Below are 24,439 nucleotides of genomic sequence, written 5' to 3'. Positions count from 1 at the left end.
GGAAAAACTCAGTTGGTGCGGTCCGCCGCCACGGCCGGGGCCCCGTCGCTCCCGGCACCGGCCCGGGCGCGCGCCGCCGCCCGCAGCGTCTCGATCTCGCGCTCGAAGTCGGCCAGCGAGTCGAACGACCGGTACACGCTGGCGAAGCGGAGGTAGGCCACCTCGTCCAGGTCCCGCAGTGGGCCCAGGATCGCCAGCCCCACCTCGTGGCTCGGGAGTTCCGCCGCGCCCTTGGCCCGCACGGTCTCCTCGACCTTCTGGGCCAGCAGGGCGATCGAGTCCTCGTCGACCGGCCGCCCCTGGCAGGCCTTGCGGACCCCGCCGATGATCTTCGTCCGGCTGAACGGCTCGGTCACCCCGCTCCGCTTCACCACGGCGAGGACCGCCTCCTCGACCGTGGTGAACCGCTTGCCACATTCCGGGCAGGCCCGGCGACGCCGGATCAACTGGCCGTCGTCGGCCTCCCGCGAGTCGACCACCCGGGAGTCGGCGTGCCGGCAGTACGGGCACCGCATCGCCGCACCTCCTTCATCGATCGCGGTCGCGCCCCGTTCCCGGACACGCGTGATCACGGCGGAACCATCGGTCGATGGCCGGCCGCCGTGGGCGCGAACGAGAAGTGCGGTCGGTAGTCGAACCCAACCTATAGGCGACTTACACCCATGTGACTACTACATCTAGGGGTCGACCGTATGCTGCCGACCGACGGCGGTCAAGTTGAGCGGCGCGTCCGGCGCGTCACGTCGAACCCCCCACGTCCAACGCCCGGACCGGACGCCCGGTTACCGGCGGACCGGCCAGGAATCGAACATGAGTTCGAGTGGACGTACCATTAAACAGAAGCCCATCCACCCCAGGGACGGATTTCCCGGCGACACGCCGGAATCAGGTCGTACAGACGTTTGAAAATGACCCATCCCACCTATACGGTCGGGAACAACCGGGCGCGGGCGCCGTCGAGGCGTCCCGGCTCTCCACCGTACGCACCACGAGCCGCCGAGGCACCCAGCGCCGACCAGGGAGGACGGACGTGTCGACCGAGGACCGGGCCAGCCGGCCGAAGCCCCCGCAGCAGATCGCCGAGGCGGGGCCGCCGGCCACCCGCCGTCGAACCGCGCGCAGCCGGACGGGACAGCCCGCCGTGCGCCCGGTCGCCCCGGTGGTCAGCGCTTTCTCCGACCCGGCCACGGTCGACCTGACCGCCCGGCAGCGGCGGATCCTGGAGTTCATCCGGGACTGGGTGGACCGCCACGGATACCCGCCCAGCGTCCGTGAGATCGGCGAGGCGGTCGGGCTGGTCTCCCCGTCCAGCGTCGCCTACCAGCTCAAGGAGCTGGAGCGGAAGGGCTTCCTCCGGCGCGACCCGAACCGTCCCCGCGCGGTGGACGTCCGCCCGCCCAGCGACATGATCGACGACGAGGCGACCCGCTCGCAGCGCCCCGCGCCGGCGTACGTGCCGATGCTCGGGCGGATCGCCGCCGGTGGACCGATCCTCGCCGAGCAGGCCGTCGAGGACATCTTCCCCCTCCCCCGCGAACTGGTGGGCGAGGGCGAGGTCTTCATGCTCCAGGTCAAGGGCGACTCGATGCTCGACGCCGCCATCTGCGACGGGGACTGGGTCGTGGTCCGGCAGCAGCCCACCGCGGACAGCGGTGAGATCGTGGCCGCGATGCTCGACGGCGAGGCGACCGTCAAGACGTACCGCCACCGCGACGGGCACGTCTGGCTGATGCCGCAGAACCCGGCGTTCGACCCGATCCCCGGTGACGACGCCACCATCATGGGGCGCGTCGTGGCGGTGCTCCGCCGCATCTGACCCCGGTCAGCCAGGGCCGTCGCTCACCGCCGGCGGCCGGGCGCGCGGTCGAGGTCAGTACCGGGTGCCCCGGTAGTCGTGGCCCGGACCGTTGGCGGGTCCGTACCCCTCCGGGTCGTATCCGCCCCGGCGCCGGTGCTCGTCCGGCTCGCCCCGCCGTCGACCGGACGGACCACCCCGGCGCGGCGGCTCGGCCCGGCCACCGCCGTACACGCCGCCGGAGGAGCCGCCACCGTACCCGCCGTCGCCGCCGTAGCCGCCCCGACCGCCCGAAGGGCCCCGGCCGCCGTCCCGGTAGCCACCGCGTCCACCGCCGGGCGGGCCGCCGTACACGTTCGCCCCGCCCTGACCGCCGTAGACCGCGCCCCCGGCGGGTGGGGCGGCGCCGCCGTAGACGTTCCCACCGCCGGGCCGACCGGCCGGACGCCCACCGGCCGGCTGGCCACCGTAGACCGCACCCCGCTGCGGCTCCCGACCGGCCGGTGGCGGAGCGCCGGGGCGACCACCACGGCGGTCGACGTCGTCGCGGCCCGGCATCTCGCCACTGACGTACGGGGTGTCGTCACCGCCGCGCTTGGCCGCCTTCGGTGGGCGGCGACGAGCCCGGACGATGCCGACGATGCCCGCTCCGACCAGCAGCGCGCCGAGCACACCGACCGCCGCGATCAGGTACGTGATGTCGTCCAGGCTCAGCCCGTCCAGGAACGAACGGCCAGCCGTCTCCTTGGTCTTCGACTTCTCGGCCACCGGCGCGGCGCCCTTGCTCGACGGCGGGTACGCCAGGATGTCGACCTTCGCGTCCTCGCCCAGCTCACCAACGTCGGAGACGGTGACGAAGAGCTTGCCGTCGGGGGTGTAGGAGATGGCCTCGCCGAACGGGTCGGCCAGCGGGGTGACCCGGGGTTCGCCCTTGGTCAGGGCGGCCACGATGTCGCCGCCGGTCACGTCGTACTCGAACGCGTCGGCGTAGGTGCGCAGCACCACCCGGCTACCGTCGGGTGAGCGGGCCGCCCCGGTGATCGCGATCCGGCCGGGCCCCTGGAGCAGGTTGGGGGTGGTGGTCTTGGGAAGGCCGATCTCGCCGACCTTCTGCATCGGCACCGGCTCGGCGTTGTTCTTCCGAAGCGCCGCCGCCGGGCTGAAGATCTCCGCCTTGCCGCTGAGCGTCTTGGTGATGATCAGGGGCTTGCCGTCGTCACCGATCAGCAGCGCCTCGGCGTCGTGCGGTTTGCGCTCCGGGTAGGCGACCCGGTGCAGTTCGGGCTGCTCCGAGCCGCTGACCGGCATGCTCCACAGCGCCACCCGCTCGCGCCGGTTGGTGCTGGTGATGTTGTCGCCGATGTCGGCGATCCAGAGCGTCCTGCCGTCCGGGGAGAGGGCCAGGTCCTCCGGGTCCAGCGGCCCCTGCCCGGAGTACCGGACGGTCTTGGTGACCTCGCACTTCGCGTTCAGGAAGAAGATCCGCTTGTGGCTGTCGACGTCGGTGCTGTCGTTGACCACGATGTAGCCGCTCTTCGTCGCGACCAGCCCGGAGAGTTCACGGAGCCGCTCGTCGGTGACCGAGCAACGCTTCTTGCCGGCCGCCGGAGCGGCGTCCGAGGCGGCCGGGGCCGGGGCGGCGACCGCCGCCCCGGCGATCCCCACGGTCACCGTGAGCAGGCCGAAGGCAACCGTGATCGAGGAAACCGCGTGCCGCATGGGCCCAGTGTCGCATGTTCCGCTCACCGTTCGGACGACCCGGCAGCCCCTTACGGACGACGTGCGGCGACGGCGTTCCCCGCCGTCTCGAACGGGGCCAGCTCGGCGGCGAGCGCCGCACCGACCCGGACGTGCAGCAACGTCCCCTCGGGCAGATGGGCCGTGCTGAGCACCTCGCCCTGCCGGTGCACCCGGGCGACCAGATCACCCCGGTCGTACGGCAGCACCGCACGGACCTCGACCGCCGGGCGGGGCAGTCGCGCCTCGACGGCGGCCCGCAACTCCTCGATCCCGCGCCCGGAGTGGGCCGAGACGAAGATGGCGTCCGGCCAGGCGCGCTTGAGGCGCAGCAGCGTCTCCTCGTCGGCGGCGTCGATCTTGTTGACCGCCAGCAGCTCGGGCAGCCGGTCGGCGCCGACCTCGGCGAGCACCTCGCGGACCGCCCGCACCTGCTCCTCCGGGTCGGGGTGGGTGCCGTCGACCACGTGCACCACGAGATCGGCCTCGGCCACCTCCTCCAGCGTCGAGCGGAACGCCTCGACGATCTGGTGCGGCAGGTGCCGGACGAAGCCGACCGTGTCGGAGAGGGTGTAGAGGCGACCGTCCGCGGCGGTGGCCCGCCGGGTGGTCGGGTCGAGGGTGGCGAAGAGCGCGTCCTCGACCAGCACCCCCGCGCCGGTCAGCCGGTTGAGCAGGCTGGACTTGCCGGCGTTGGTGTAGCCGGCGATGGCCACCGCGGGCACCGCGTTACGGGAGCGGCGGGCGCGCTTGGTCTGGCGTACCGTCCGCATGGCCTTGATCTCACGGCGCAGCCGGGCGATCCGGTGGCGGATGCGCCGCCGGTCGGTCTCCAGCTTGGTCTCACCGGGACCACGCACGCCCACGCCGCCGCCGGCACCCCCGCCGCGACCGCTACCACCGGTCTGCCGGGAGAGGGTCTCACCCCAACCGCGCAGCCGGGGCAGGAGGTATTCGAGCTGGGCCAGCTCGACCTGTGCCCGGCCCTCCCGGCTCTTGGCGTGCTGGGCGAAGATGTCGAGGATCAGCGCGGTCCGGTCGACCACCTTGACCTTGGTGCGCTGTTCCAGGTTGCGCAGCTGGGACGGGGAGAGTTCCCCGTCGCAGATCACCGTGTCGGCGCCGGTGGAGAGGACCACCGCGCCCAGGTCGTCGACCTTGCCCCGGCCGATGTAGGTGGCCGGGTCCGGACGGCTGCGCCGCTGGATCAGCCCCTCCAGCACCTGGGAGCCGGCGGTCTCGGCGAGCGCGGCCAGTTCGGTGAGGGAGTTCTCCGCGTCGGTCACCGTGCCCTCGGTCCACACCCCGACCAGCACGACCCGTTCCAGCCGGAGTTGGCGGTACTCGACCTCGGTGATGTCGGTGAGTTCGGTGGAGAGACCGGGCACCCGACGCAGCGCCTGACGCTCCTCCAGTTCCAGCTCGCCGGTGGTGGCGTCGAGTTCCTCGTCCTCGACCGGGACGAAGCCCTGCTGCTCTCGCAAACCGCTCTCCTGTCCGTTTTGATAGGTACGAAGCAATCGTGTCACGCGCGCGGCCCCGCCGCACCTGCTATTTTCCCGTTCACCGATAGATCACGCGCGTCCCGCGTCACCTCCCTCCGGGCCGCGTGTCGGTCCGATCCGGCGAACCGGTAGAAATGCGGGGGCGGCGTCGCCCGGGGCCGCCGAGCCGTGACCGGAGGGACCCTGTGGCCATCACCCGACTGCCGAGCGCCGGATTCTCGATCACCATCCGGATCGCCGTGCCCGCCGACGCGTCGTCGATCGGCCGGCTCACCACCTGTGTCGGGGAGGCCGGGGCCATCGTCACCGCGCTGGACGTGGTCGACTCCGACCCGACCCACGTGGTAGTCGACCTGACCTGCGACACCGCCGACGCCGGCCACGCCGACCAGGTGGTCCAGGCGTTGACCGAGCTGGACGGGGTGGACGTCCGCAAGGTCTCCGACCGGACCTTCCTGCTCCACCTGGGCGGCAAGATCGAGGTCAGCCCGAAGGTCGCCCTGCGCAACCGGGACGAGCTGTCCCGCGCGTACACGCCGGGGGTGGCCCGGGTCTGCCAGGCGATCGCCGAGAACCCGGCCGACGCGCGCCGGTTGACCATCAAGCGCAACACGGTGGCCGTGGTCAGCGACGGCTCGGCCGTGCTCGGCCTCGGCAACCTGGGCCCGGCCGCCTCGCTGCCGGTCATGGAGGGCAAGGCCGCCCTGTTCAAGCGGTTCGGCGGGGTGGACGCCTGGCCGGTGGTGCTGGACACCCAGGACACCGACGAGATCGTCAACATCGTCCGGGCGATCGCGCCGGCGTACGGCGGGATCAACCTGGAGGACATCGCCGCGCCACGCTGCTTCGAGATCGAAGCCCGGCTGCGGGACCTGCTGGACATCCCGGTCTTCCACGACGACCAGCACGGCACCGCGATCTGCGTGCTCGCCGCGCTGACCAACGCGCTGCGCGTGGTGGGCAAGAACCTCTCGGACGTCCGGGTGGTGGTCTCGGGCGCGGGCGCGGCCGGTACCGCGATCATGAAGCTGCTGCTGCGCCAGGGCGTGGGCGACATCGTCGCGTGCGACCGGCAGGGTGCGCTGCACCGTGGGCTGCCCGACCTCAACCCGGCCTGGCAGTGGCTGGCCGAGAACACCAACCGGGACAACTACTCCGGTGACCTGCGTGGGGCGGTCGCCGGCGCGGACGTCTTCATCGGGGTGAGCGCGCCGAACCTGCTCACCGGCGAGGACATCGCCACCATGGCCAAGGACGCGATCGTCTTCGCGTTGGCCAACCCGGACCCGGAGGTCGACCCCCGGGAGGCGCGCAAGCACGCCGCCGTGGTCGCCACCGGCCGCTCCGACCAGCCAAACCAGATCAACAACGTGCTCGCCTTCCCCGGGGTGTTCCGGGGCATGCTGGACGCGCACGCCGAGGAGTTCACCGAGGAGATGGCGATCGCCGCCGCCCGGGCCATCGCGGACGTGGTCGGCGAGGAGAAGATCAATCCGACGGTGATCGTCCCCAGCGTGTTCGACTCCCGGGTCGCGCCCGCGGTGGCCGCCGCCGTCCGGGCCGCCGCCCAGAACCCCGGCGCCACGCCGCCGCCCGCCGCCGACCCCGGCCCCGCCAACCTCCCCGAGATCGCGGCCACCTCCTCCGCCACCCCCTGACCCCCGGCCCGCCCGCCTGACCGGCGCGTTGATCAAGAAGTTCGCGTCACCGGAACGCCGTTCTCCTGACGCAGACTTCTTGATCAACGCGGTGATCGGCGGGAAGGGTGGGTGGGGTGGGGTGGGGTGGGTCAGAGGAGGGTGCCGGTGGCCACCAGCAGGGCGGGGCCGGCGAGCCAGCAGGAGTCCGGCTCGATCGTGACCGTCAGCCGGCCCCCGGGGACGTCGACCGCCACCACGCCGGTGTCCCGGCCGGCGTCGCGGAGGGCCACGGCCGCCACCGCGCAGGCCCCGGTGCCGCAGGAGAGCGTCTCGGCCGAGCCGCGCTCGTACACCCGCATCAGCACGTGCCCGTCGGTGCCGTCGACCGGCTCACCCGGACTGGTGAACTCGACGTTCACCCCGGCCGGGAACAGCGTCGGGTCGACCCCGGGCGGGCGGGTGAGGTCGAGCGTGGCCAGGTCCAGCCCGGCCGGCAGCGCGCAGACCAGGTGCGGGTTGCCGACGTCGACGGCGGTGCCGGGCAGGGTCAGCCCGCCGAGGGTGGCCACCCCGGCGTCGTACGGGTCCGGGCGGCGCATCTCGACGGCGACGGTCTCCCCGTCGAGGCGCGCGCGGACCACGCCGGCCCGGGTCGCCACCGGCAGGAGGCCGTCGGTCGGGGCGGCCAGCCCGCTGGCGACGAGGTAACGGACGAACACCCGGGCACCGTTGCCGCACATCTCGGCGAAGGAACCGTCCGCGTTCCAGTAGTCCATGAACCACTCGGCCTCGCCGGCCTGCCCGGCGCCGTCCGGATGCTTGGCGGCCCGGACCACCCGCAGCACGCCGTCGCCGCCGACGCCGCGTCGCCGGTCGCAGAGCGCGGCGACCCGCTCGGGGGTCAGCGCCAGGCTCCCGTCCGGGTCGGGCAGGATCACGAAGTCGTTGCCGGTGCCATGGCCCTTGGTGAACTCCACGCCCCCATCATTGCGCAGCGGCCCGCGACGTCCGGCGGGTGACCTCACTCCTGCGGGGCCCGCACCACCGTCAGGGCGAGGTCGACCAGGTCCGGTCTGGCGGCGTCCAGCCAGTGCACCCGGGGGTCGCGGCGGAACCAGGAGCGCTGCCGGCGGGCGAACCGGCGGGTAGCGCGGACCGTCTCGTCGTGCGCCTCGGTCTCGGTCAGCTCGCCGGCCAGGAAGCGCAGCACCTGCTGGTAGCCGAGCGCCCGACTGGCCGTACGCCCCTCGGGCAGGCCGTGGCCGACCAGCTCGCGGGTCTCGGCCACCAGGCCGTCGGCCCACATCCGGTCGACCCGCCGGGCGATCCGTTCGTCTAGGACGGCGGTGTCCCGGTCGACGCCGAGCTGTACCGACGGGTAGAACGGGGTTGGTTCGGGCAACGAGGCGGCGAACGGCGCGCCGGTCAGCTCGACGACCTCCAGTGCCCGGACGATGCGCCGGCCGTTGTTGGGCAGGATGCCGGCGGCGGCGGCCGGATCGGTGGCCCGCAGCCGCTCGTACAGCGGGGCCGGGCCGCGGGCGGCCAGTTCGGCCTCCAGTCGTCCCCGCAGCTCCGGGTCGGTGCCGGGGAACTCGAACCGTTCCAGCACCGCCCGGACGTAGAGGCCCGAGCCGCCGACCAGCAGCGGCACCCGTCCCCGGGCGAGGATGTCGTCGACCGCTGCGCGGGCGAGCTTCTGGTACTCGGCGACGCTGGCCGGCTCGGTGACCGGCCAGATGTCGAGCAGGTGGTGCGGCACGCCCCCGAGTTCGGCCGGGGTCAGCTTGGCGGTACCGATGTCCATGCCCCGGTAGAGCTGCATCGAGTCGGCGTTGACCACCTCGCCGTCGAGGGCCTGCGCGAGGGCGATGCTCAGCGCGGACTTGCCGGCGGCGGTCGGCCCGACCACCGCCACGACCCTCACGCCCGCCCCCAGGTCGCCACGAGATAGGCCACGCCGTACGGGGCGGTGTGGTGGGTCAGCTCGCCCCGCCAGTCGCCGCCGGCCGCGCGTACCGCGCCGGCCAGCACCTGCCAGGGGGCCCGGCCGGCGACCCGCAGCTGTGCCGAGATCCCCGGGTCCAGGCCGCGCAGGGCGGCGGTGTCCACGCCGGCCAGGGCCACGGCCACCCCGTCGTCGTACGGCTGCGCGCGCGGGTCGTCGTAGCCGGGTGCCTTCTGCCCCCGGCAGGCCGACCCGTCCCCCAGCACCAGCAGCGCGGTTCGCCTTCCGGCGACGGCGTCGGCCAACTCCGCCCCGAGCCGGTCGCACTCGTCGGGCGTGGCGTCGGCGGCGACGGAGTGGGCGAACCGGGGCAGCCCGGTGCCGGAGCGACCGACCAGCCACGCGCCGATGGTCAGGCTGAGTGGGAGGTGGGGGCCACCGGCACAGTTGACCTTCCACAACCGGACGTACCGGTCGACCCCGTACGGACGGAGCGAACCGTGGTCGGCGGGGTTGAACCGGGTCGTCCGGGGCCCGGAGCCGATCAGCAGGAGCTGCTCGGGACGGGCGTCGAGCAGCCGGGCGACCGCCGCGTCGCAGGCCGCGCGCAGGTCGTCGAGTTCACCGGCGGCCGCTCCGGCGACCTCGGGCAGGAGCAACGGCGGGTGCGGGCAGACGGCGGCGGCGACCAGGGACACCAGGCAACCGTAACGGCCGGAGCGCGGCCGACGCCCCGGGGCCCACGGGGATCACCGGCCGCGCCCCGGCGCCGGTGGGGCTGCCAAGGCCCGGTCGCCCCCGCTGTCCGCTGAGCCCTGTCGGTGCGGCGTACCGTACGGAGTACGTCAACAACCGAGAAGCCGACCGTCGAAAGACGACGGTCCGGGGTAGGACACCGTATGGTCACGGTCGGCGATAGGCGCTCGACGCGGACCCGGTGGGACCTGTGACAATGCCGGGGGAGAAACTTGCTGCGCCGTGGCGGCGATCACGGGACTGTCCCCGTCGACGCCGGGAGAACGAGGATGGGCACATGAGCGACTGGACTGCCTTCGGACGGGTGGACGCGGACGGCACCGTGTACGTCAAGACCACCGAGGGCGAGCGGGTGGTCGGATCCTGGCAGGCCGGAGCACCGGAGGAGGGGTTGGCCCACTTCGCCCGCCGCTTCGCCGACCTGGTGACCGAGGTCGACCTGGCCGAGGCCCGACTCAACTCGGGTGCGGCCGACGCCAGCGGATCACTGACCACGGTCCGCCGGCTCCGGGATTCGCTGGCCGAGGCGCACGTCGTCGGGGACATCGACGCGCTCGCCGCCCGGCTGGACAAGCTCGCCGCGCTCGCGGAGGAGAAGGCCGGCGAGGCGCGGGCGGCCCGCGACGCCGCGCGGGTCGAGGCCGTGGCCCGCAAGACCGCCCTGGTGGAGGAGGCCGAGAAGCTCGCCGCCGAGTCCACCGGCTGGAAGACCGCGGGCGACCGCCTCAAGGAGATCCTCGACGAGTGGAAGACCATCCGCGGGGTCGACAAGAAGACCGATGGTGAGCTGTGGAAGCGGTTCGCCACCGCCCGGGACGGGTTCACCCGGCGCCGGGGCGCGCACTTCGCCTCCCTGGACTCCCAGCGCAAGCAGGCGCAGGCCGCCAAGGAGCAGCTGGTCGCCGAGGCCGAGTCGGTCAAGGGCTCGACCGAGTGGGCGGCCACCGCCAACCGGCTCAAGGAGCTGATGGTGGAGTGGAAGGCCGCGCCCCGCGCCTCGAAGGAGGCCGAGCAGAAGCTCTGGGAGCGGTTCCGGGCGGCTCAGGACGAGTTCTTCACCCGGCGCAGCGAGGTCTTCTCGGCGCGCGACAACGAGCAGCGCGCCAACCTGGAGCGCAAGCAGGCCCTGCTGGCCGAGGCCGAGGCGCTGGACGTCGACGCCGACCCGCGCGGCACCCAGGCGAAGCTGCGCGAGATCCAGGCGCAGTGGCACGAGGCCGGACGGGTGCCCCGGGACGCGGCGGCCAGCCTGGAGCGGCGGATGCGGGCGGTGGACGACCGGGTCCGCGAGGCGATGGACTCCGCGTGGCGGCGTACCGCCCCGCAGGACAACCCGCTGCTGGCCCAGATGCGTGCGCAGGTCGCCGAGGCCGAGGAGCGGCTGACCCGCGCCCAGACCGCCGGGGACGCCAAGCGGATCCGGGAGGCCGAGCAGGCGCTCGCGTCCAAGCGGCAGTTCCTCCAGCTCGCCGAGCGGGCCGGCTGACCGACAATCGGTAGCCCCCGCGCACCCCGGGCTCCGGGTGCGCGGGGGCTTCGTCGTGCGACGGCTCCCGTCACCGCGCCGGTACGGCCGCCGTCACGGCGTTGACGGGCGCGGCGTTGACGGGCGCGATCGACGGCGACCAGAATGAGCACGGAGCCAGGGCACCCGCCACGCACGCGTGGCCATCTTCCGCACCGCAGGTCCGGGCACGGATTCCTCGGAATGGAGCTCTGGCAATGTCCCGTACCCTCCGTCGCGGCATGCTCGGCGGCGTCCTCGCCGCCGTGGTGACCGCGACCGTCGGCGTGCTCGTCGCCGCCGCCCCCACCCCCGCACCAGCCGTCACCGCGAGTGCCGGCACCGGCACCGGCTACCTGCACACGGCCGGCAACCGGATCGTCGACAGCACCGGCGCCACGGTCCGGATCACCGGCATCAACTGGTTCGGTATGGAGACCGACAACAAGACATTCCACGGTCTCTGGTCGACCAACCCGTGGCGCAACCAGATCGACACCATGGCCCGCCTCGGCTACAACACCCTGCGGGTGCCGTACTCGAACGACGCGCTGAAGCCGGGCGCGACGGCCAGTGGCATCAACGACTTCGTCAACCCCGACCTGGTCGGGCTCTCCCCGTTGCAGATCCTCGACCGGGTCATCGCGTACGCCGGCGGCAAGGGGATGCGGGTCATCCTGGACCGGCACCGGCCGACCGCCGGCGGCCAGTCCGCGCTCTGGTACACCTCGGCGGTCTCCGAGCAGACCTGGATCGACGACTGGAAGATGCTCGCCCGCCGGTACGCCGGCAACACCACCGTCATCGGCGCTGACCTGCACAACGAGCCGCACGCCGAGGGGACCAACCCGAACGCCACCGGCGCCTGCTGGGGCTGTGGCGTCCCGGCCCGGGACTGGCGGCTGGCCGCCGAGCGGGCCGGCAACGCGATCCTCGGCGTGCAGCCGGACTGGCTGATCTTCGTGGAGGGGGTGAGCTGCCCGAGCGGCGGCCTCTCCAACGTCTGGGACGGCGACCCGAGCAACGACGAGGACTGCGGCTGGTGGGGTGGCAACCTGTCGAAGGCCGGCGAGTTCCCGGTCCGGCTGAGCGTGCCGAACCGGCTGGTCTACTCGCCGCACGAGTACGCCACCTCGGTCTACGAGCAGGCCTGGTTCGACGCCCCCGACTTCCCGGCGAACCTGCCCGGGATCTGGGACAGGTACTGGGGTTACCTGTACAAGCAGAACGTCGCGCCGATCATGATGGGCGAGTTCGGCAGCACCCTCGCCGATCCCCGGGACAAGGTCTGGCTGGAGCGCCTGATGGCCTACACCGGCACCGGGGTCAACGGGATGTCCTTCACCTACTGGTCGTGGAACCCGAACTCCGGTGACACCGGTGGGATCGCCCTGGACGACTGGACCACCATCAACACCACCAAGCAGGCGATCCTCCAGCCGTACCTGATCGCCCCGGTCGGTGCCGGCCCCTCCCCCACCCCGACCGGCGGGCCGTCGTCCCCGCCGCCGGGCGGTGGGTGCACGGTCGCGTACCGGACGACCAACACCTGGCAGGGCGGCTTCCAGGGTGAGCTGACCGTCACCAACACCGGTGGCGCGGCGGTCAACCCGTGGCGGGTCACCTGGTCCTGGCCGAGCGGGGTCACCCTGGCCAGCGGCTGGAACGCCACGGTGACCCAGAGCGGCGGCACGGTGACCGCGGCGGCGCCCACCTGGACCCCCTCGCTGGGCGTCGGCGCCTCGGTGACGATCGGCTTCACGGCCAACGGCCCGGCCAGCACGCCGAGCGCGGTGACGCTCAACGACACCGCCTGCTGACCTGCCCTCCGGCGGCGGCCGTCACCGGTCCCCGGTGACGGCCGCCGTCACGTGTCCGGGGCGGGTCGACCCATGGAATCGAAGCCGATCGGTGATCGACTTGTGACACGGTGTTTACATCGGGGGACGGTTGTGTTTGTATCGGGAAAGCGCTTACCTGACCGGTCGAAGCGTAGTGCGGGAGCTGAAACAGCACGTCCAGCACGGTAAGGACAACCGTCCCCCCGGTCACCGGCCGACCCCCGACGCCGCTTTGGGCACGGCGTCCCGACGGTCCGCCGGCCGGGTGTCCACCGCTTCATGAAGGGAAGCACACCATGCTCGCAGGACGGCGTCGCCTGACGCTGCTCGCCACCACCGCCGGCGCCACCGCGGCGCTGGTCACCGCCGGGATGCTCACCTCCGTCACCGCCCAGGCCAGCCCCACCGCCGGCCCGGGGTCCGCCCCGCAGGCCGCCTCGACCGCCCTGGTCGGCTGGGCGACCCAGAACGGCGGCACCACCGGCGGCGGCAACGCCCCGACGACCACCGTCTCCAACGCCTCGGCGCTGTCCACCGCCGTCGGCTCCAGCAGCGCGGCGGTGATCCGGGTCTCCGGCACCATCTCCTGCTCCGGGATGATCCGGGTCCGGTCGAACAAGACCATCCTCGGCAACCCGGGCGCGACCATCTCCGGCTGCGGTTTCACCGTCAACGGCAACAGCAACGTGATCATCCGGAACCTGACCTTCCGGGGCTGGGGCGACGACGCGATCAACGTCGAGCAGTCCGCGAAGAACCTCTGGATCGACCACAACACCTTCACCGACGGCAACGACGGCGCGGTCGACATCAAGCGCGGCTCGGACTTCATCACCGTGTCCTGGAACCGGGTCTACAACCACGACAAGTCCATGCTGCTCGGGCACAGCGACGACAACGCCAGCCAGGACCGGGGGCACCTTCGGGTGACCTACCACCACAACTGGTTCGACGCCAGCACCCAGCGCCACCCCCGGGTGCGCTTCGGCAACCCGGTGCACGTCTACAACAACTACTACTACGACAACAGCGGCTACGGCGTGGCGTCCACCGAGGGCGCCGGCGTGCTCGTCGAGGGCAACTACTTCGAGAACGTCGACGACCCGTACCACCTCGGTGAGGGCAGCTCCGGGCCGGGCACCCTGGTCGCCCGGAACAACCACTTCGTGAACTCGGGCAACGGGCAGGCCGGCGGCAGCGTCGCCAGCATCCCGTACGCGTACACGCTGGACACCCCCAGCAGCGTCAAGTCGATCGTGACCGCCGGCGCGGGCGCCGGCCGGATCTCGGTCTGACCCGGAGGAAACCGGTCGGGGGGCGCCCCCGGGGGGGGGGCCCCCCCCCCCCCCCGGGGGGCCCCCCCCCCGGGGGGGGGGGGGGCCGCCCCCGCCCCCCCCCCCCCCGGGCGGCCCCCCCCCCCCACACGCGGCACCCCCCCCGCCGCGCCATGGCGATGGGGCCCGCGGGCGGGGGCGCGGGCGGTATCTGGGTCTTACCGGGAGGAAACCGGGGGGGGCCCGCCGGGGGGGGGGGCCCCCGACCCCGTCAGTGTGCGACGCAGCCGGTGACCGGCGCGGGCGACGCGGCCGGCGCGCCGACCGTGGGCAGGCCGAGCAGCACCCCGGGGGTACGCGGTGCGAGCCCCGCCTCGGCGGCGTCCCCGGCCCGGGTGCGCCGGTGCGACACCGGCTCACCGTCGGCGTTGAGATGGTGCGGGGCGGCGTAGGTGACCGTGGTGTGCACGATGTCGCCGGGTCGGATCGCGCCGGCCAGCGACCCCGCGTCGAAGTGCACCAGGCGGCCGTCACGGGCGCGACCGGACATCCGGCCGGTGCGCTCGTCCTTGCGGCCCTCGCCGACGGCGACCAGCACCTCGACGGTCTCGCCCACCAGCTTGCGGTTCTCCGCCCAGGTGATCTCCTCGACGCAGGCGATCAGCCGCTCGTAGCGCTCCTGCACGACCTCCTTGGGCAGCTGCCCGTCCATGGTGGCGGCCGGCGTGCCGGGGCGCTTGGAGTACTGGAAGGTGAACGCCGAGGCGAACCGGGACTCGCGGACCACGTCGAGGGTGCGCTGGAAGTCCGCCTCGGTCTCACCGGGGAAGCCGACGATGATGTCGGTGGTGATCGCCGCGTCCGGCATCGCCGCGCGCACCTTGGCGATGATGCCGAGGTAGCGCTCGGCCCGGTAGGACCGGCGCATCGCCTTCAGCACGTCGTCCGAACCGGACTGCAACGGCATGTGCAGCGAGTGGCAGACGTTCGGAGTCTCGGCCATCGCGGCGATCACGTCGTCGGTGAAGTCCCTGGGGTGCGGGCTGGTGAACCGCACCCGCTCCAGGCCCTCGACGTCGCCGCAGGCACGCAGCAGCTCGGCGAACGCCGACCGGCCGCCACCGCGCCCCCGGTTCGGCTCGCCAGCCTCGTCGAACGCCACACCGTAGGAGTTGACGTTCTGCCCGAGCAGGGTCACCTCCAGCACGCCGGAGTCGACCAGGGTGCGGACCTCGGCGAGGATGTCGCCGGGCCGGCGGTCCTTCTCCCGGCCCCGCAGCGAGGGCACGATGCAGAACGTGCAGGTGTTGTTGCAGCCGACCGAGATCGAGACCCAGCCGGCGTACGTCGACTCGCGCCGGGTGGGCAGCGTCGACGGGAAGACGTCGAGGGACTCCAGGATCTCCACCTCGGCGGCGGCGTTGTGCCGGGCCCGCTCCAGCAGCACCGGCAGGGAGCCGATGTTGTGGGTGCCGAAGACCACGTCCACCCAGGGTGCCCGGCGGACGATGTCGCTCCGGTCCTTCTGGGCCAGGCAGCCGCCGACCGCGATCTGCATCCCCGGGTTCCGGGTCTTGACCGGGCGCAGGTGACCCAGGTTGCCGTAGAGGCGGTTGTCCGCGTTCTCCCGGACGGCGCAGGTGTTGAAGACGACCACGTCGGGTTGGTCGTCGGCCTCCGGGGCACGCACGTAGCCCGCCTGTTCCAGCAGGCCGGAGATACGTTCGGAGTCGTGCACGTTCATCTGGCAGCCGTACGTACGCACCTGGTAGGTGCGCGGGCTGCCCACGGCTGCGGTAGTCATGACGGTGACAGCGTATCCGGGCCGGACGGACCGGCCCGAACCGAGGAGGAACCATGTGCCGGAGCATCAAGACCCTGCGGGAGCCGTACGTCCCGGCGGTCACTGACGCGGACGTGCACGCCGCGGCGTTGCAGTACGTCCGGAAGATCTCCGGTTTCCGCGCGCCCGCCGCACACAACGCCGCCGCGTTCGAGGCGGCGGTGACCGCCGTCGCCGCCGCCACCCGGACGCTGCTCGACCAGCTCGTGGTCCGGGGCGCCGCGCGCCCCGACCCCGCTCCCGCCGCCGACGGACCGGGCTCGTCCACCGCCGCCGCCCGACCGGCGTCCCCGGCCGCTGCCGAGTAGGTCGGACGGCCCCCGGTCAGGCCGCCGCGAGCGCGGGCACCACCGAGTCGGGGGCCCAGCGCGAGCGGTGACACCGGGACCAGCCCCGGCAGCCGGGGTGGGCCAGGGTGCACAGCCGCTGGTCGGTGAGTTCCTCGCCGTCGTCGGTCTCGCGGACCTCGAAGTGCACCGGACGGATCGTCCCGTCCGGGGTGACCAGCAGGTGCCGCCCGGCGTCGAGCGTGTCGTCGCGCAGCACGCAGGGGCGGTCCAGCAGGCGGGCGAGCGCCGCCACGCTGGTGTGCTCACCGATCCCCTCGGGCACCCCGTAGCAGTCCACGACGGTGGCGAACTCCCCCGGTGCCTGCCACACGTCGCAGATGACCGCGTGCACCGGGAGTCGACCGGGATCGGCCGCGGCGAGCGGCATCACCACCCGACCGAGCGCCTCCGCCAACGCCGGGTAGACCTCCACCGGCCGTACCCCGTCAATTCTCCAGCTCCACAGCTCGGTCATGCCGCCTCCTCGCTGTGCTCGTTCCCATGGGGCCTCCGGATCGGGCCTTACTCACGATGGTGGAGGTGATTTGGCCCGAGGCGGGGGCAAGTTACCGGTCTGTGACCATTCCGGGCAAAATTTCCACGCCCCCACCATCGGGAGATGACAGAAACCTGACATTCCATCAGGTATGGTGCCGCCGTCAGCGGAGGACGACCCGGTTTTCGGATCGGGGAAGGAGTTCGCCGATCACGGTGGCACCGGGCAGCTCGCCGGCGACCAGCAGGCCGCCGGAGGTCTGGGCGTCGGCCAGCAGCAGGCGGTCGTCCTCGCCGAACCGGCCGAAGTCCGTCCACGGGGTGACCCACTCCAGGTTGCGGCGGCTGCCGCCGCTGACGTGGCCGTCCCGCACCGCCTCCCGCGCCCCGGGCAGGTACGGCACCCGGGCGACGTCCAGCGCCACGGTCAGCCCGCTGGCCCGGGCGAGCTTGCTGGCGTGCCCGAGCAGCCCGAACCCGGTCACGTCGGTGCCGCAGCGCACCCCCGCCGCGACCGCGGCCCGCGCGGCGTCCCGATTCAGGGTGGTCATCGTCGCCACCGCCTCGGGGAAACTCTCCCCGGTGGCCTTGTGCCGGGTGTTGAGCACCCCGACGCCGAGCGGCTTGGTCAGCGACAGCGGCAGCCCGGCCCGCCCGGCGTCCAGGGTGATCAACTCCTCGGGGCGGACCAGTCCGGTCACCGCGAGCCCGTACTTGGGTCCCTCGTCGTCGACGCTGTGCCCGCCGGCGAGATGGCAGCCCGCCGAGCGGGCCACGTCCTGCCCACCGCGCAGCACCTCCCGGGCCAGCTCCAGCGGCAGCACGTCCCGGGGCCAGCAGAGCAGGTTGAGCGCGAGCAGCGGCGTACCACCCATGGCGTAGACGTCGGAGAGGGCGTTGGTGGCGGCGATCCGGCCCCAGTCGTACGCGTCGTCGACCACCGGGGTGAAGAAGTCGGCGGTGCTGACCACGCCGGTCCGCTCGTCGAGACGGACGACCGCCGCGTCGTCCCCGTGGTCCAGGCCGACCAGCAGTTCGGCGGTGCCGCCGCTCGGGCCGAGACCGGACACCATCCGTTCCAGCTCGCCGGGCGGGATCTTGCACGCACAGCCACCACCACGGGCGTACCGGGTCAATCGGACTGGTTCCATCGACTGCCTCGCCTCCACTCGACCGCACCGGACGCCGCCGGTCCGGCAGCCGACCCCGGCGCGCCTACCGCCCTGGTCGGCGGCCCGTTGCCCGGTTCGCGGCCGGCCCGCCGGACGAATGGTGCCGGATCTCCGACTTCGCGCCACGATAGCCGCCGGTGTTACCGCTCCGTGACCCGCTGAGTTGCGTTCTGCCATGCCGGCCCGCCTAGAGTTGCCCCACCGGAGGTCGCCCGACCTCCGCGCCCAGGCGACGACGAGGGACGGTGGACGACGGTGACGACGGGCGAACCGCTCATCGTGCTCGATTCGGTCAACAAGTGGTTCGGTCCGCTGCACGTGCTGAACGACGTCTCGCTCTCGGTCGGCCGGGGCGAGGTGGTCGTGGTCATCGGCCCGTCCGGCTCCGGCAAGTCGACGCTGTGCCGCGCGATCAACCGGCTCGAACCGATCACCTCCGGCACGATCACCTTCGACGGGCAGCCCCTGCCCGCCGAGGGCAAGGCACTGGCCAGGCTGCGCTCCGAGGTCGGCATGGTCTTCCAGTCGTTCAACCTCTTCGCGCACAAGACGATCCTGCAGAACGTCACGCTCGGCCCGGTCAAGGTCCGCAAGGAGAAGGCGGCGGTCGTCCGGGAGCGGGCGATGGCGCTGCTCGACCGGGTCGGCATCGCCAACCAGGCGGACAAGTTCCCGGCCCAGCTCTCCGGTGGCCAGCAGCAGCGGGCGGCGATCGCCCGCGCGCTGGCCATGCAGCCCAAGGCGATGCTCTTCGACGAGCCCACCAGCGCACTGGACCCGGAGATGGTCGGTGAGGTGCTCGAGGTGATGACCTCGCTGGCCCGCGACGGCATGACGATGGTCGTGGTCACCCACGAGATGGGCTTCGCCCGGCACGCGGCCAACCGGGTCATCTTCATGGCCGACGGCCAGCTCGTCGAGGACGCCTCCCCGAACGAGTTCTTCGCCAACCCGCGCAGCGAGCGGGCCAAGGACTTCCTCTCCAAGATCCTCACGCACTAGGCGTCCGTCCGGAGCGCGCCGTCCCCCGGCAAGCTCAGTCGAAGAAGGAGAAGATCATGCGGTTCAAGCGCGTGGCGGCGGCAGCCATGATGGCGTCGCTCGCCCTCTCGGTCGCGGCCTGCGGCAAGGAGGGCACCCCGACGCCGAGCGGCGACGGCAACGCCCCCGGTGGCAGCAACGCCGACACCTGCCAGACCTCTGGTACGACCTTCACCCCGAAGACCGACGCCGCTGTCGCCGGCAGCCCGACCTTCGACCGGATCAAGAGCGCCGGCAAGGTCGTCGTCGGGGTCAAGTTCGACCAGCCGTTCCTGGGCTACAAGGACGCGCAGGGCGCCCGCTGCGGCTTCGACATCGAGGTCGCCCAGTACATCGCGAGCACGCTCGGCGTCGACCCGGCGAAGATCGAGTACAAGGAAATCGCCTCCGCCAACCGGGAGACCGCGATCAAGGGTGGCGAGGTCGACTACTACGTCGGCACCTACTCGATCACCGACAAGCGCAAGAACGACATCTCGTTCGCCGGCCCGTACTTCGTCGCCGGCCAGGATCTGCTGGTCCGCAAGGACGAGAGCGCGATCACCGGCAAGGACACCCTCAAGGGCAAGAAGGTCTGCTCGGCGACCGGCTCCACCCCGATCCAGAGGGTCCGGGACGAGGGGCTGACCGAGCCGGAGAACATCGTCGAGTTCAAGACCTACTCCGAGTGCGTCTCGCAGCTGCTCGACAAGAAGGTCGACGCGGTCACCACCGACGACGCCATCCTCAAGGGCTACGCCGCGCAGGCCAGCGGCGAGCTGAAGGTCGTCGGCCAGCCGTTCAGCACCGAGAAGTACGGCATCGGCCTGCCCAAGGACGACAAGGCGTTCCGCGACTACGTCAACGACCAGCTGGAGGCCTCGTTCACCGGCGGCACCTGGCAGAAGATCTACGACGGCACGCTGGGCAAGTCCGGCTCGCCGGCCAGCCCGCCCACCCTCGAGCGGTACTGACCTGCGTTCGTGACGCGGTGACGGGCGGGGGTCTCCCCGCCCGTCACCCGCGCTGAGGACTGAGAGCGAGAGGCATGGGCGAGTTCTTCCGCGTCCTGACGGACAACAAGGACCTGTTCGTCGACGGCTTCACCAACACCGTCCAACTGTTCCTGAGAGCCGCCGTGGGCAGCCTCGTCCTCGGCATGCTGCTCGGCGCGATGCGGGTCTCCCCGGTCCCCGCGCTACGGGCCTTCGGCGCCACCTACGTCAACCTGGTCCGGAACACCCCGTTGACCCTGGTCTTCGCGTTCCTCGTCTTCGCGGTACCGAAGCTCGACGTCAACATCGACTACTTCGCCAGCGCGGTCATCGCGCTGACCGTCTACACCGCGGCCTTCATCTGCGAGGTGATCCGTTCCGGCGTGAACACCGTCGCCCCGGGCCAGGCCGAGGCGGCCCGGGCGCTGGGCATGACGTTCGGTCAGGTGCTGACCCTGATCGTGATGCCGCAGGCGCTGCGGGCGATGGTGCCGCCGATGATGAGCGTGCTCATCGCGATGCTGAAGAACACCACAATCGCCGCCGGATTCTCGGTGCTGGAGGCGGGCGCGATCCCGTCGTACATGTCCGAGCGCGGTGAGCCGCAGTTCGCCGTGCTGCTCTGGATCACCATCGGCTTCCTGATCCTGATCCTGCCGCTGGTGGCCCTGCAACGAATCCTCGAGCGCAAGTGGGCGGTAGCGCGATGACGTCGGTGCTCTACGACCTGCCCGGGCCGAAGGCCCGCCGGCGCAACGCGATCCTCGGTGTCGTCTCGACCGTCGGCATCGTCGCGCTCGTCGCGTTCGTGATCTTCCGGTTCAACGAGACCGGCCAGTTCGAGGCACGCAAGTGGGAACAGCTCCAGTACGCCTCGGTGCAGCGGGAACTCCTCGCCGGCCTCTGGGCCACGCTCAAGGCGGCCGGGCTCGCGACCGTGCTGGCCCTGCTCTTCGGTGCGGTCTTCGCCAGCGCCCGGCTCAGCGACAAGTGGTTCCTGCGGACCCCGGCCACCTTCGTGGTGGAGCTGTTCCGGGCCATCCCGCTGCTGATCCTGATCTTCTTCGGCTACTACGTGCCGTTGCAGTACGGCTGGCCGATCGACAAGCTCTGGGCGCTGGTCATCGGGCTGACCCTCTACAACGGCTCGGTGCTGGCGGAGATCTTCCGCGCCGGCATCAACGCGGTGCCGTACGGCCAGTCCGAGGGCGCGTACGCGATCGGGATGCGCAAGAACCAGGTACTGCGGCTGATCCTGCTGCCGCAGGCGTTCCGGTCGATGCTGCCGGCGATCGTCAGCCAGCTCGTGGTGCTGCTCAAGGACACCGCGCTCGGGTTCATCATCACGTACCCGGAGCTGCTCTTCGTCGGCAAGCAGATCGGTGGGCGACTGTCGTTCGGCCTGCCCTACGTGCCGACGTACCTTGTGGTCGCTGCGATCTACATCAGCATTTGCGGCCTGCTCTCCTTCTTCGCCTGGTGGTTGCAGCGCCGGCTGAGCCGGATGCCCCGCACGGCCGGCAAGGTGCTGCCCGCCCAGGACGCCGGAGCGGACTCGGCCCGAGCCGTCTGAGGACGTGCCCCCGGAAGGGGGGGGGGGGGCGGGCCGGCCCCCCCCCCCGGGGGGGGGCCCCCCCCCCCGGCCCCCGCCCGGGCCCCCCCCCCCGCCCGCCGGGGCGGCCGGGGCCCCCCCCCCCGGGCGGGGGGGGGGGGCGCGCCCCGCGGGGGGGGGGGGCCCCCCCCCGGGGGGGGGGGCGGCCCCCCCCCCCCCCCCCTTCCGGGTTGCCGGCCCGCTCCCGGTGACCTGACCGTCGCCTCAAGCCGGTCACGGCGGTACTCCGGCGGTGACCGCGTCGCCTCCGGCCCGGCACCACACTCACGAATCAGTCACGCATCGTGTCGACAAACTGACACTCAGATAGTGTTGTCGACGGAACTTCCACCAGGATGGTCGATGACACTTGTGTTTGTCGATGGATTCGCATCGGCACCGTTAAGCCGGCAGTCCGGAACGTGAACGGACCCGGCGAACGGACGACCAGAACGGGGTGGCACATGACACGCGTCAGGAGACTCGGGATGTCGGCGGCGGCGTTCGCCATGACCGCCGGGGCCCTGTTGGCCCCCGGCTCGCCGGCACAGGCGGCAAGCTGCACGGCCGGTGGGAACATCGGCCAAGACGGCGGGTCGGGCTGGGCGACGTGCACCGGTGTGACCAGCGCCCGGGTCCAGGTCCTGTGCGAGGAGAACAGCGGTGCCCGGTACACCGCGTACGGCCCTTGGGTCGGCGCCGGGGTGCAGTCGCGGGCCCGTTGTCACGAGTACGCCTGGGTCGTGACCGTCGGGGCACAAATCACCTGATGCCACGACCCCGGCATCGCGCGCCGAGCGAGCTCTCAGCCGTGATCCGCTGAGCGGCGACAGCCGCAGGGCGTCGCCGACGTCACCGCCACGATGGGGCACCCGTTCCTCGGGTGCCCCATCCGCGTGTCCCTGCTGTACCGGCGGGGTGATTCCAGGGCGCCGGTGCCCCGTCGGTCAGCGGGCGATCTCGGTGACCCGGGACTCGCGGACCACGGTGACCCGGATCTGCCCCGGATAGGTCAACTCCTCCTCGATCTGCTTGGCCACGTCCCGGGCCAGCACCGCCGCGCCGATGTCGTCCACGTCGTCCGGCTTGACCATCACCCGGATCTCCCGGCCGGCCTGCATCGCGAAGACCTTCTCCACGCCGAGCTTGCCGGCGGCGATCTCCTCGATCCGCTCCAGCCGCTTGACGTACGCCTCCAGGCTCTCCCGCCGGGCCCCGGGACGGCCTCCCGAGCAGGCGTCCGACGCCTGGGTCAGCACCGCCTCGATGGTCTGCGGGGCCACCTCGTTGTGGTGCGCCTCGATGGCGTGGACGACGTCCTCGCTCTCGCCGTACTTGCGGGCCACGTCCGCGCCGATCAGCGCGTGGCTGCCCTCCACCTCGTGGGTGAGCGCCTTGCCGATGTCGTGCAGGAAGGCGCACCGTTTGATGGTCGGCACGTCCAGTCGCAGTTCGGCGGCCATGATCCCGGCGATGTGCGCGGTCTCCACCAGGTGCTTGAGCACGTTCTGCCCGTACGACGTGCGGTAGCGCAGCCGGCCGAGGAGGGTGGCCAGTTCCGGGTGGATGTCGGTGATGCCCACCTCGACCAGGGCGTCCTCGGCGGCCCGCTGGCAGAGTTCGTCCACCTCCTGCCGGGCCAGGTCGTGCACCTCCTCGATCCGGTGCGGGTGGATCCGCCCGTCAAGGACCAGCTTCTCCAGGGTGAGCCGGCCGACCTCCCGGCGGACCGGGTCGAAGCAGGAGAGCAGCACCGCCTCGGGGGTGTCGTCGATGATCAGGTTGACCCCAGTGACCGACTCGAAGGCGCGGATGTTGCGTCCCTCCCGGCCGATGATCCGCCCCTTCATCTCGTCGCCGGGCAGGTGCAGGACGCTGACCACGCTCTCCGCGGTCTGCTCGCTGGCGACGCGCTGGATCGCGTCCACCACGATGTGCCGGGCCCGCTGGTCGGCCGTGTTGCGGGCGTCCGACTCGATGTCCCGGACCAGCAGCGCCGCTTCCCGCTTGGCAGACGTCTCGATCGCCTCGATCAGCTCGGCGCGGGCCGCCTCGACGCTCAGCCCGGCGACCCGCTCCAGTTCCCGGCGCCGCTGCTCCTCCGCCTCGACGAGGGCCTGCTCCCGTTCGACCAGCGCCGTCTCCCGGGCGGCCAGGGCGGCGCTGGCGGCGGTGAGCTGACGCTCCCGCTCGGCGAGCCGCTCCACCTCCTCGGTGTGCAGCCGCTCCCGTTCGTCCATCCGGGCCGCCCGCCGTTCGACCTCGGCGGCCTGCTCCCGGGTGGTGGAGGCGAGCACCGCCACCTCCCGCTCGCCGCTGCGCCGGGCCGCCGCCCGCAACTGCTCGGCGTCCGCCTCGGCCTGCTTGTGGGCGCGCTCCAGGACGGTGTCCGCCTCCAGCCGGGCCGCCGCCAGCACCCGGCGCGCCTCGTCCCGGGCGGCGGTCGCCTCGGCCTTGGCCCCCGCTGCCTCGGCCTGGGCCGCCGCTGCGGCGGACTTCGCCACGTCGGCGGTCGAGTGGGCCTCGTCGGCAGCGGTACGCAGCGCCGCCAGCGACTGTTCCTGACGGTCCTTCTCGGCGGCGAAGGCCGGGTCCTCGGGCGCGGGCGCCGCGCCGACCCGGCGCAGGGTCCGGGCACCGAGGACGACCGCGCCGACCACCACGAGGGTCAGGACCACGACCGCCCCGAGAAGGACGACATCGAAGGCGCTCATGCCGGCACCCCGTGGGGACCACCGCTGATCCTCTGCCGCCCCGTCATGGCCGCCTCCCCTGAACCGTCGGCGCCGCAGCGGTTACGTGCCGGTGGGCACGCACCCCTGCGGCTACTAGACGCCCGACCGGAGCGACTGGCCATGGGTAGGTCTCCGTCGGCGGTGACCCCCCTTGGTCATCGCCGACGGCCGGGTGCAGTTGTCGCGCCGGCGTCGGACCGGTCGGTCCGACGTCGGCGTAAGGCCAGACGAGCTGGCCGAAGTGATGCTGTTCTGTTAC

At 72.4% G+C, this 24,439-nt stretch carries 21 protein-coding genes; 11 read left to right on the top strand and 10 right to left on the bottom strand.

Annotation, left to right across the window (positions count from 1 at the left end):
* Window positions 1-8: 8 nt before the first annotated feature.
* Complete coding sequence (gene nrdR, locus ACIBJE_RS01150; RefSeq protein ID WP_396742208.1) at window positions 9-515, bottom strand: transcriptional regulator NrdR; 507 nt, start codon at window positions 513-515, stop codon at window positions 9-11.
* A gap of 515 nt (window positions 516-1,030) precedes the next feature.
* Here nrdR and lexA point away from each other — a divergent pair.
* The gene (gene lexA / locus ACIBJE_RS01145; protein WP_396741477.1) at window positions 1,031-1,816 is read left to right on the top strand and encodes a transcriptional repressor LexA; all 786 of its coding nucleotides are present in this window, start codon (window positions 1,031-1,033) and stop codon (window positions 1,814-1,816) included.
* Between the two features lie 54 nt (window positions 1,817-1,870).
* On the opposite strand, the gene ACIBJE_RS01140 is transcribed toward lexA, so the two are convergent.
* A complete protein-coding gene (locus tag ACIBJE_RS01140; protein ID WP_396741475.1) occupies window positions 1,871-3,514 on the bottom strand; it encodes a hypothetical protein in 1,644 nt (547 codons plus the stop codon).
* 50 nt (window positions 3,515-3,564) lie between these two features.
* Window positions 3,565-5,016 carry a GTPase HflX gene (hflX, locus tag ACIBJE_RS01135; RefSeq protein ID WP_396741473.1) on the bottom strand — a complete coding sequence of 484 codons (1,452 nt, stop codon included), beginning with the start codon at window positions 5,014-5,016 and terminating at the stop codon, window positions 3,565-3,567.
* Window positions 5,017-5,171: 155 nt separating this feature from the next.
* Here hflX and ACIBJE_RS01130 point away from each other — a divergent pair, with 155 nt between their 5' ends.
* Complete coding sequence (locus ACIBJE_RS01130; RefSeq protein WP_396741471.1) at window positions 5,172-6,695, top strand: NAD-dependent malic enzyme; 1,524 nt, start codon at window positions 5,172-5,174, stop codon at window positions 6,693-6,695.
* Window positions 6,696-6,826: 131 nt separating this feature from the next.
* Here ACIBJE_RS01130 and dapF read toward each other — a convergent pair whose 3' ends face one another.
* Genes dapF through ACIBJE_RS01115 form a run of 3 tightly spaced genes read right to left on the bottom strand, consistent with a single transcriptional unit; the run spans window position 6,827 to window position 9,323 of the window.
* The gene (gene dapF, locus ACIBJE_RS01125; protein WP_396741469.1) at window positions 6,827-7,654 is read right to left on the bottom strand and encodes a diaminopimelate epimerase; all 828 of its coding nucleotides are present in this window, start codon (window positions 7,652-7,654) and stop codon (window positions 6,827-6,829) included.
* 44 nt (window positions 7,655-7,698) lie between these two features.
* A complete protein-coding gene (miaA, locus tag ACIBJE_RS01120) occupies window positions 7,699-8,676 on the bottom strand; it encodes a tRNA (adenosine(37)-N6)-dimethylallyltransferase MiaA (protein WP_396742206.1) in 978 nt (325 codons plus the stop codon).
* Window positions 8,601-9,323: a class III extradiol dioxygenase subunit B-like domain-containing protein gene (locus ACIBJE_RS01115; protein WP_396741467.1), complete on the bottom strand. Its 723-nt coding sequence runs from the start codon at window positions 9,321-9,323 to the stop codon at window positions 8,601-8,603. Before ACIBJE_RS01115 ends, miaA begins: the two co-directional genes overlap by 76 nt.
* A 335-nt stretch (window positions 9,324-9,658) precedes the next feature.
* Here ACIBJE_RS01115 and ACIBJE_RS01110 point away from each other — a divergent pair, with 335 nt between their 5' ends.
* From ACIBJE_RS01110 to ACIBJE_RS01100, 3 genes are all read left to right on the top strand, one after another.
* Complete coding sequence (locus ACIBJE_RS01110) at window positions 9,659-10,867, top strand: DUF349 domain-containing protein (RefSeq protein ID WP_396741465.1); 1,209 nt, start codon at window positions 9,659-9,661, stop codon at window positions 10,865-10,867.
* Window positions 10,868-11,103: 236 nt separating this feature from the next.
* Window positions 11,104-12,705 (top strand): cellulase family glycosylhydrolase, encoded by a 1,602-nt coding sequence (locus ACIBJE_RS01105; protein ID WP_396741463.1) that lies wholly within the window; start codon window positions 11,104-11,106, stop codon window positions 12,703-12,705.
* A 317-nt stretch (window positions 12,706-13,022) separates the two neighbouring features.
* Entirely contained in the window at window positions 13,023-14,021 is a 999-nt protein-coding gene (locus tag ACIBJE_RS01100; RefSeq protein ID WP_396741461.1) for a polysaccharide lyase family 1 protein, read from the top strand.
* Window positions 14,022-14,271: 250 nt separating this feature from the next.
* Here ACIBJE_RS01100 and miaB read toward each other — a convergent pair whose 3' ends face one another.
* Window positions 14,272-15,804, bottom strand: coding sequence for a tRNA (N6-isopentenyl adenosine(37)-C2)-methylthiotransferase MiaB (gene miaB, locus ACIBJE_RS01095; protein ID WP_396741459.1), 1,533 nt, complete (start codon window positions 15,802-15,804; stop codon window positions 14,272-14,274).
* Between the two features lie 53 nt (window positions 15,805-15,857).
* Here miaB and ACIBJE_RS01090 point away from each other — a divergent pair, with 53 nt between their 5' ends.
* Entirely contained in the window at window positions 15,858-16,151 is a 294-nt protein-coding gene (locus ACIBJE_RS01090) for a DUF2277 family protein (protein WP_396741457.1), read from the top strand.
* A gap of 16 nt (window positions 16,152-16,167) precedes the next feature.
* Here ACIBJE_RS01090 and ACIBJE_RS01085 read toward each other — a convergent pair whose 3' ends face one another.
* Both ACIBJE_RS01085 and selD read right to left on the bottom strand, forming a co-directional pair.
* Window positions 16,168-16,647: a hypothetical protein gene (locus ACIBJE_RS01085; protein ID WP_396741455.1), complete on the bottom strand. Its 480-nt coding sequence runs from the start codon at window positions 16,645-16,647 to the stop codon at window positions 16,168-16,170.
* Between the two features lie 184 nt (window positions 16,648-16,831).
* Window positions 16,832-17,818: a selenide, water dikinase SelD gene (selD, locus tag ACIBJE_RS01080; protein WP_396741453.1), complete on the bottom strand. Its 987-nt coding sequence runs from the start codon at window positions 17,816-17,818 to the stop codon at window positions 16,832-16,834.
* A 276-nt stretch (window positions 17,819-18,094) separates the two neighbouring features.
* On the opposite strand from selD, the gene ACIBJE_RS01075 reads away from it, so the two are divergent.
* The 5 genes from ACIBJE_RS01075 (at window position 18,095) to ACIBJE_RS01055 (ending at window position 22,215) form a co-directional block, all read left to right on the top strand.
* Complete coding sequence (locus ACIBJE_RS01075) at window positions 18,095-18,841, top strand: amino acid ABC transporter ATP-binding protein (protein ID WP_396741451.1); 747 nt, start codon at window positions 18,095-18,097, stop codon at window positions 18,839-18,841.
* Window positions 18,842-18,897: 56 nt separating this feature from the next.
* A complete protein-coding gene (locus tag ACIBJE_RS01070; protein ID WP_396741449.1) occupies window positions 18,898-19,833 on the top strand; it encodes a glutamate ABC transporter substrate-binding protein in 936 nt (311 codons plus the stop codon).
* A gap of 74 nt (window positions 19,834-19,907) precedes the next feature.
* Window positions 19,908-20,564 carry an amino acid ABC transporter permease gene (locus ACIBJE_RS01065; RefSeq protein WP_396741447.1) on the top strand — a complete coding sequence of 219 codons (657 nt, stop codon included), beginning with the start codon at window positions 19,908-19,910 and terminating at the stop codon, window positions 20,562-20,564.
* A complete protein-coding gene (locus tag ACIBJE_RS01060; RefSeq protein WP_396741445.1) occupies window positions 20,561-21,427 on the top strand; it encodes an amino acid ABC transporter permease in 867 nt (288 codons plus the stop codon). The genes ACIBJE_RS01065 and ACIBJE_RS01060 overlap by 4 nt, the downstream gene beginning before the upstream one ends.
* A 482-nt stretch (window positions 21,428-21,909) precedes the next feature.
* Window positions 21,910-22,215: a hypothetical protein gene (locus tag ACIBJE_RS01055; protein ID WP_396741443.1), complete on the top strand. Its 306-nt coding sequence runs from the start codon at window positions 21,910-21,912 to the stop codon at window positions 22,213-22,215.
* A gap of 177 nt (window positions 22,216-22,392) precedes the next feature.
* Here the strand turns inward: ACIBJE_RS01055 and rny are convergent, their stop codons facing one another.
* Window positions 22,393-24,159 carry a ribonuclease Y gene (gene rny, locus ACIBJE_RS01050; protein ID WP_396741441.1) on the bottom strand — a complete coding sequence of 589 codons (1,767 nt, stop codon included), beginning with the start codon at window positions 24,157-24,159 and terminating at the stop codon, window positions 22,393-22,395.
* Between the last annotated feature and the right edge of the window lie 280 nt (window positions 24,160-24,439).

Source organism: Micromonospora sp. NPDC050187, from assembly GCF_044459745.1.
Classification (GTDB): domain Bacteria; phylum Actinomycetota; class Actinomycetes; order Mycobacteriales; family Micromonosporaceae; genus Micromonospora.
The sequence above is the reverse complement of the archived record's forward strand: the minus strand, read 5'-3'. Positions and strand labels throughout refer to the sequence as shown.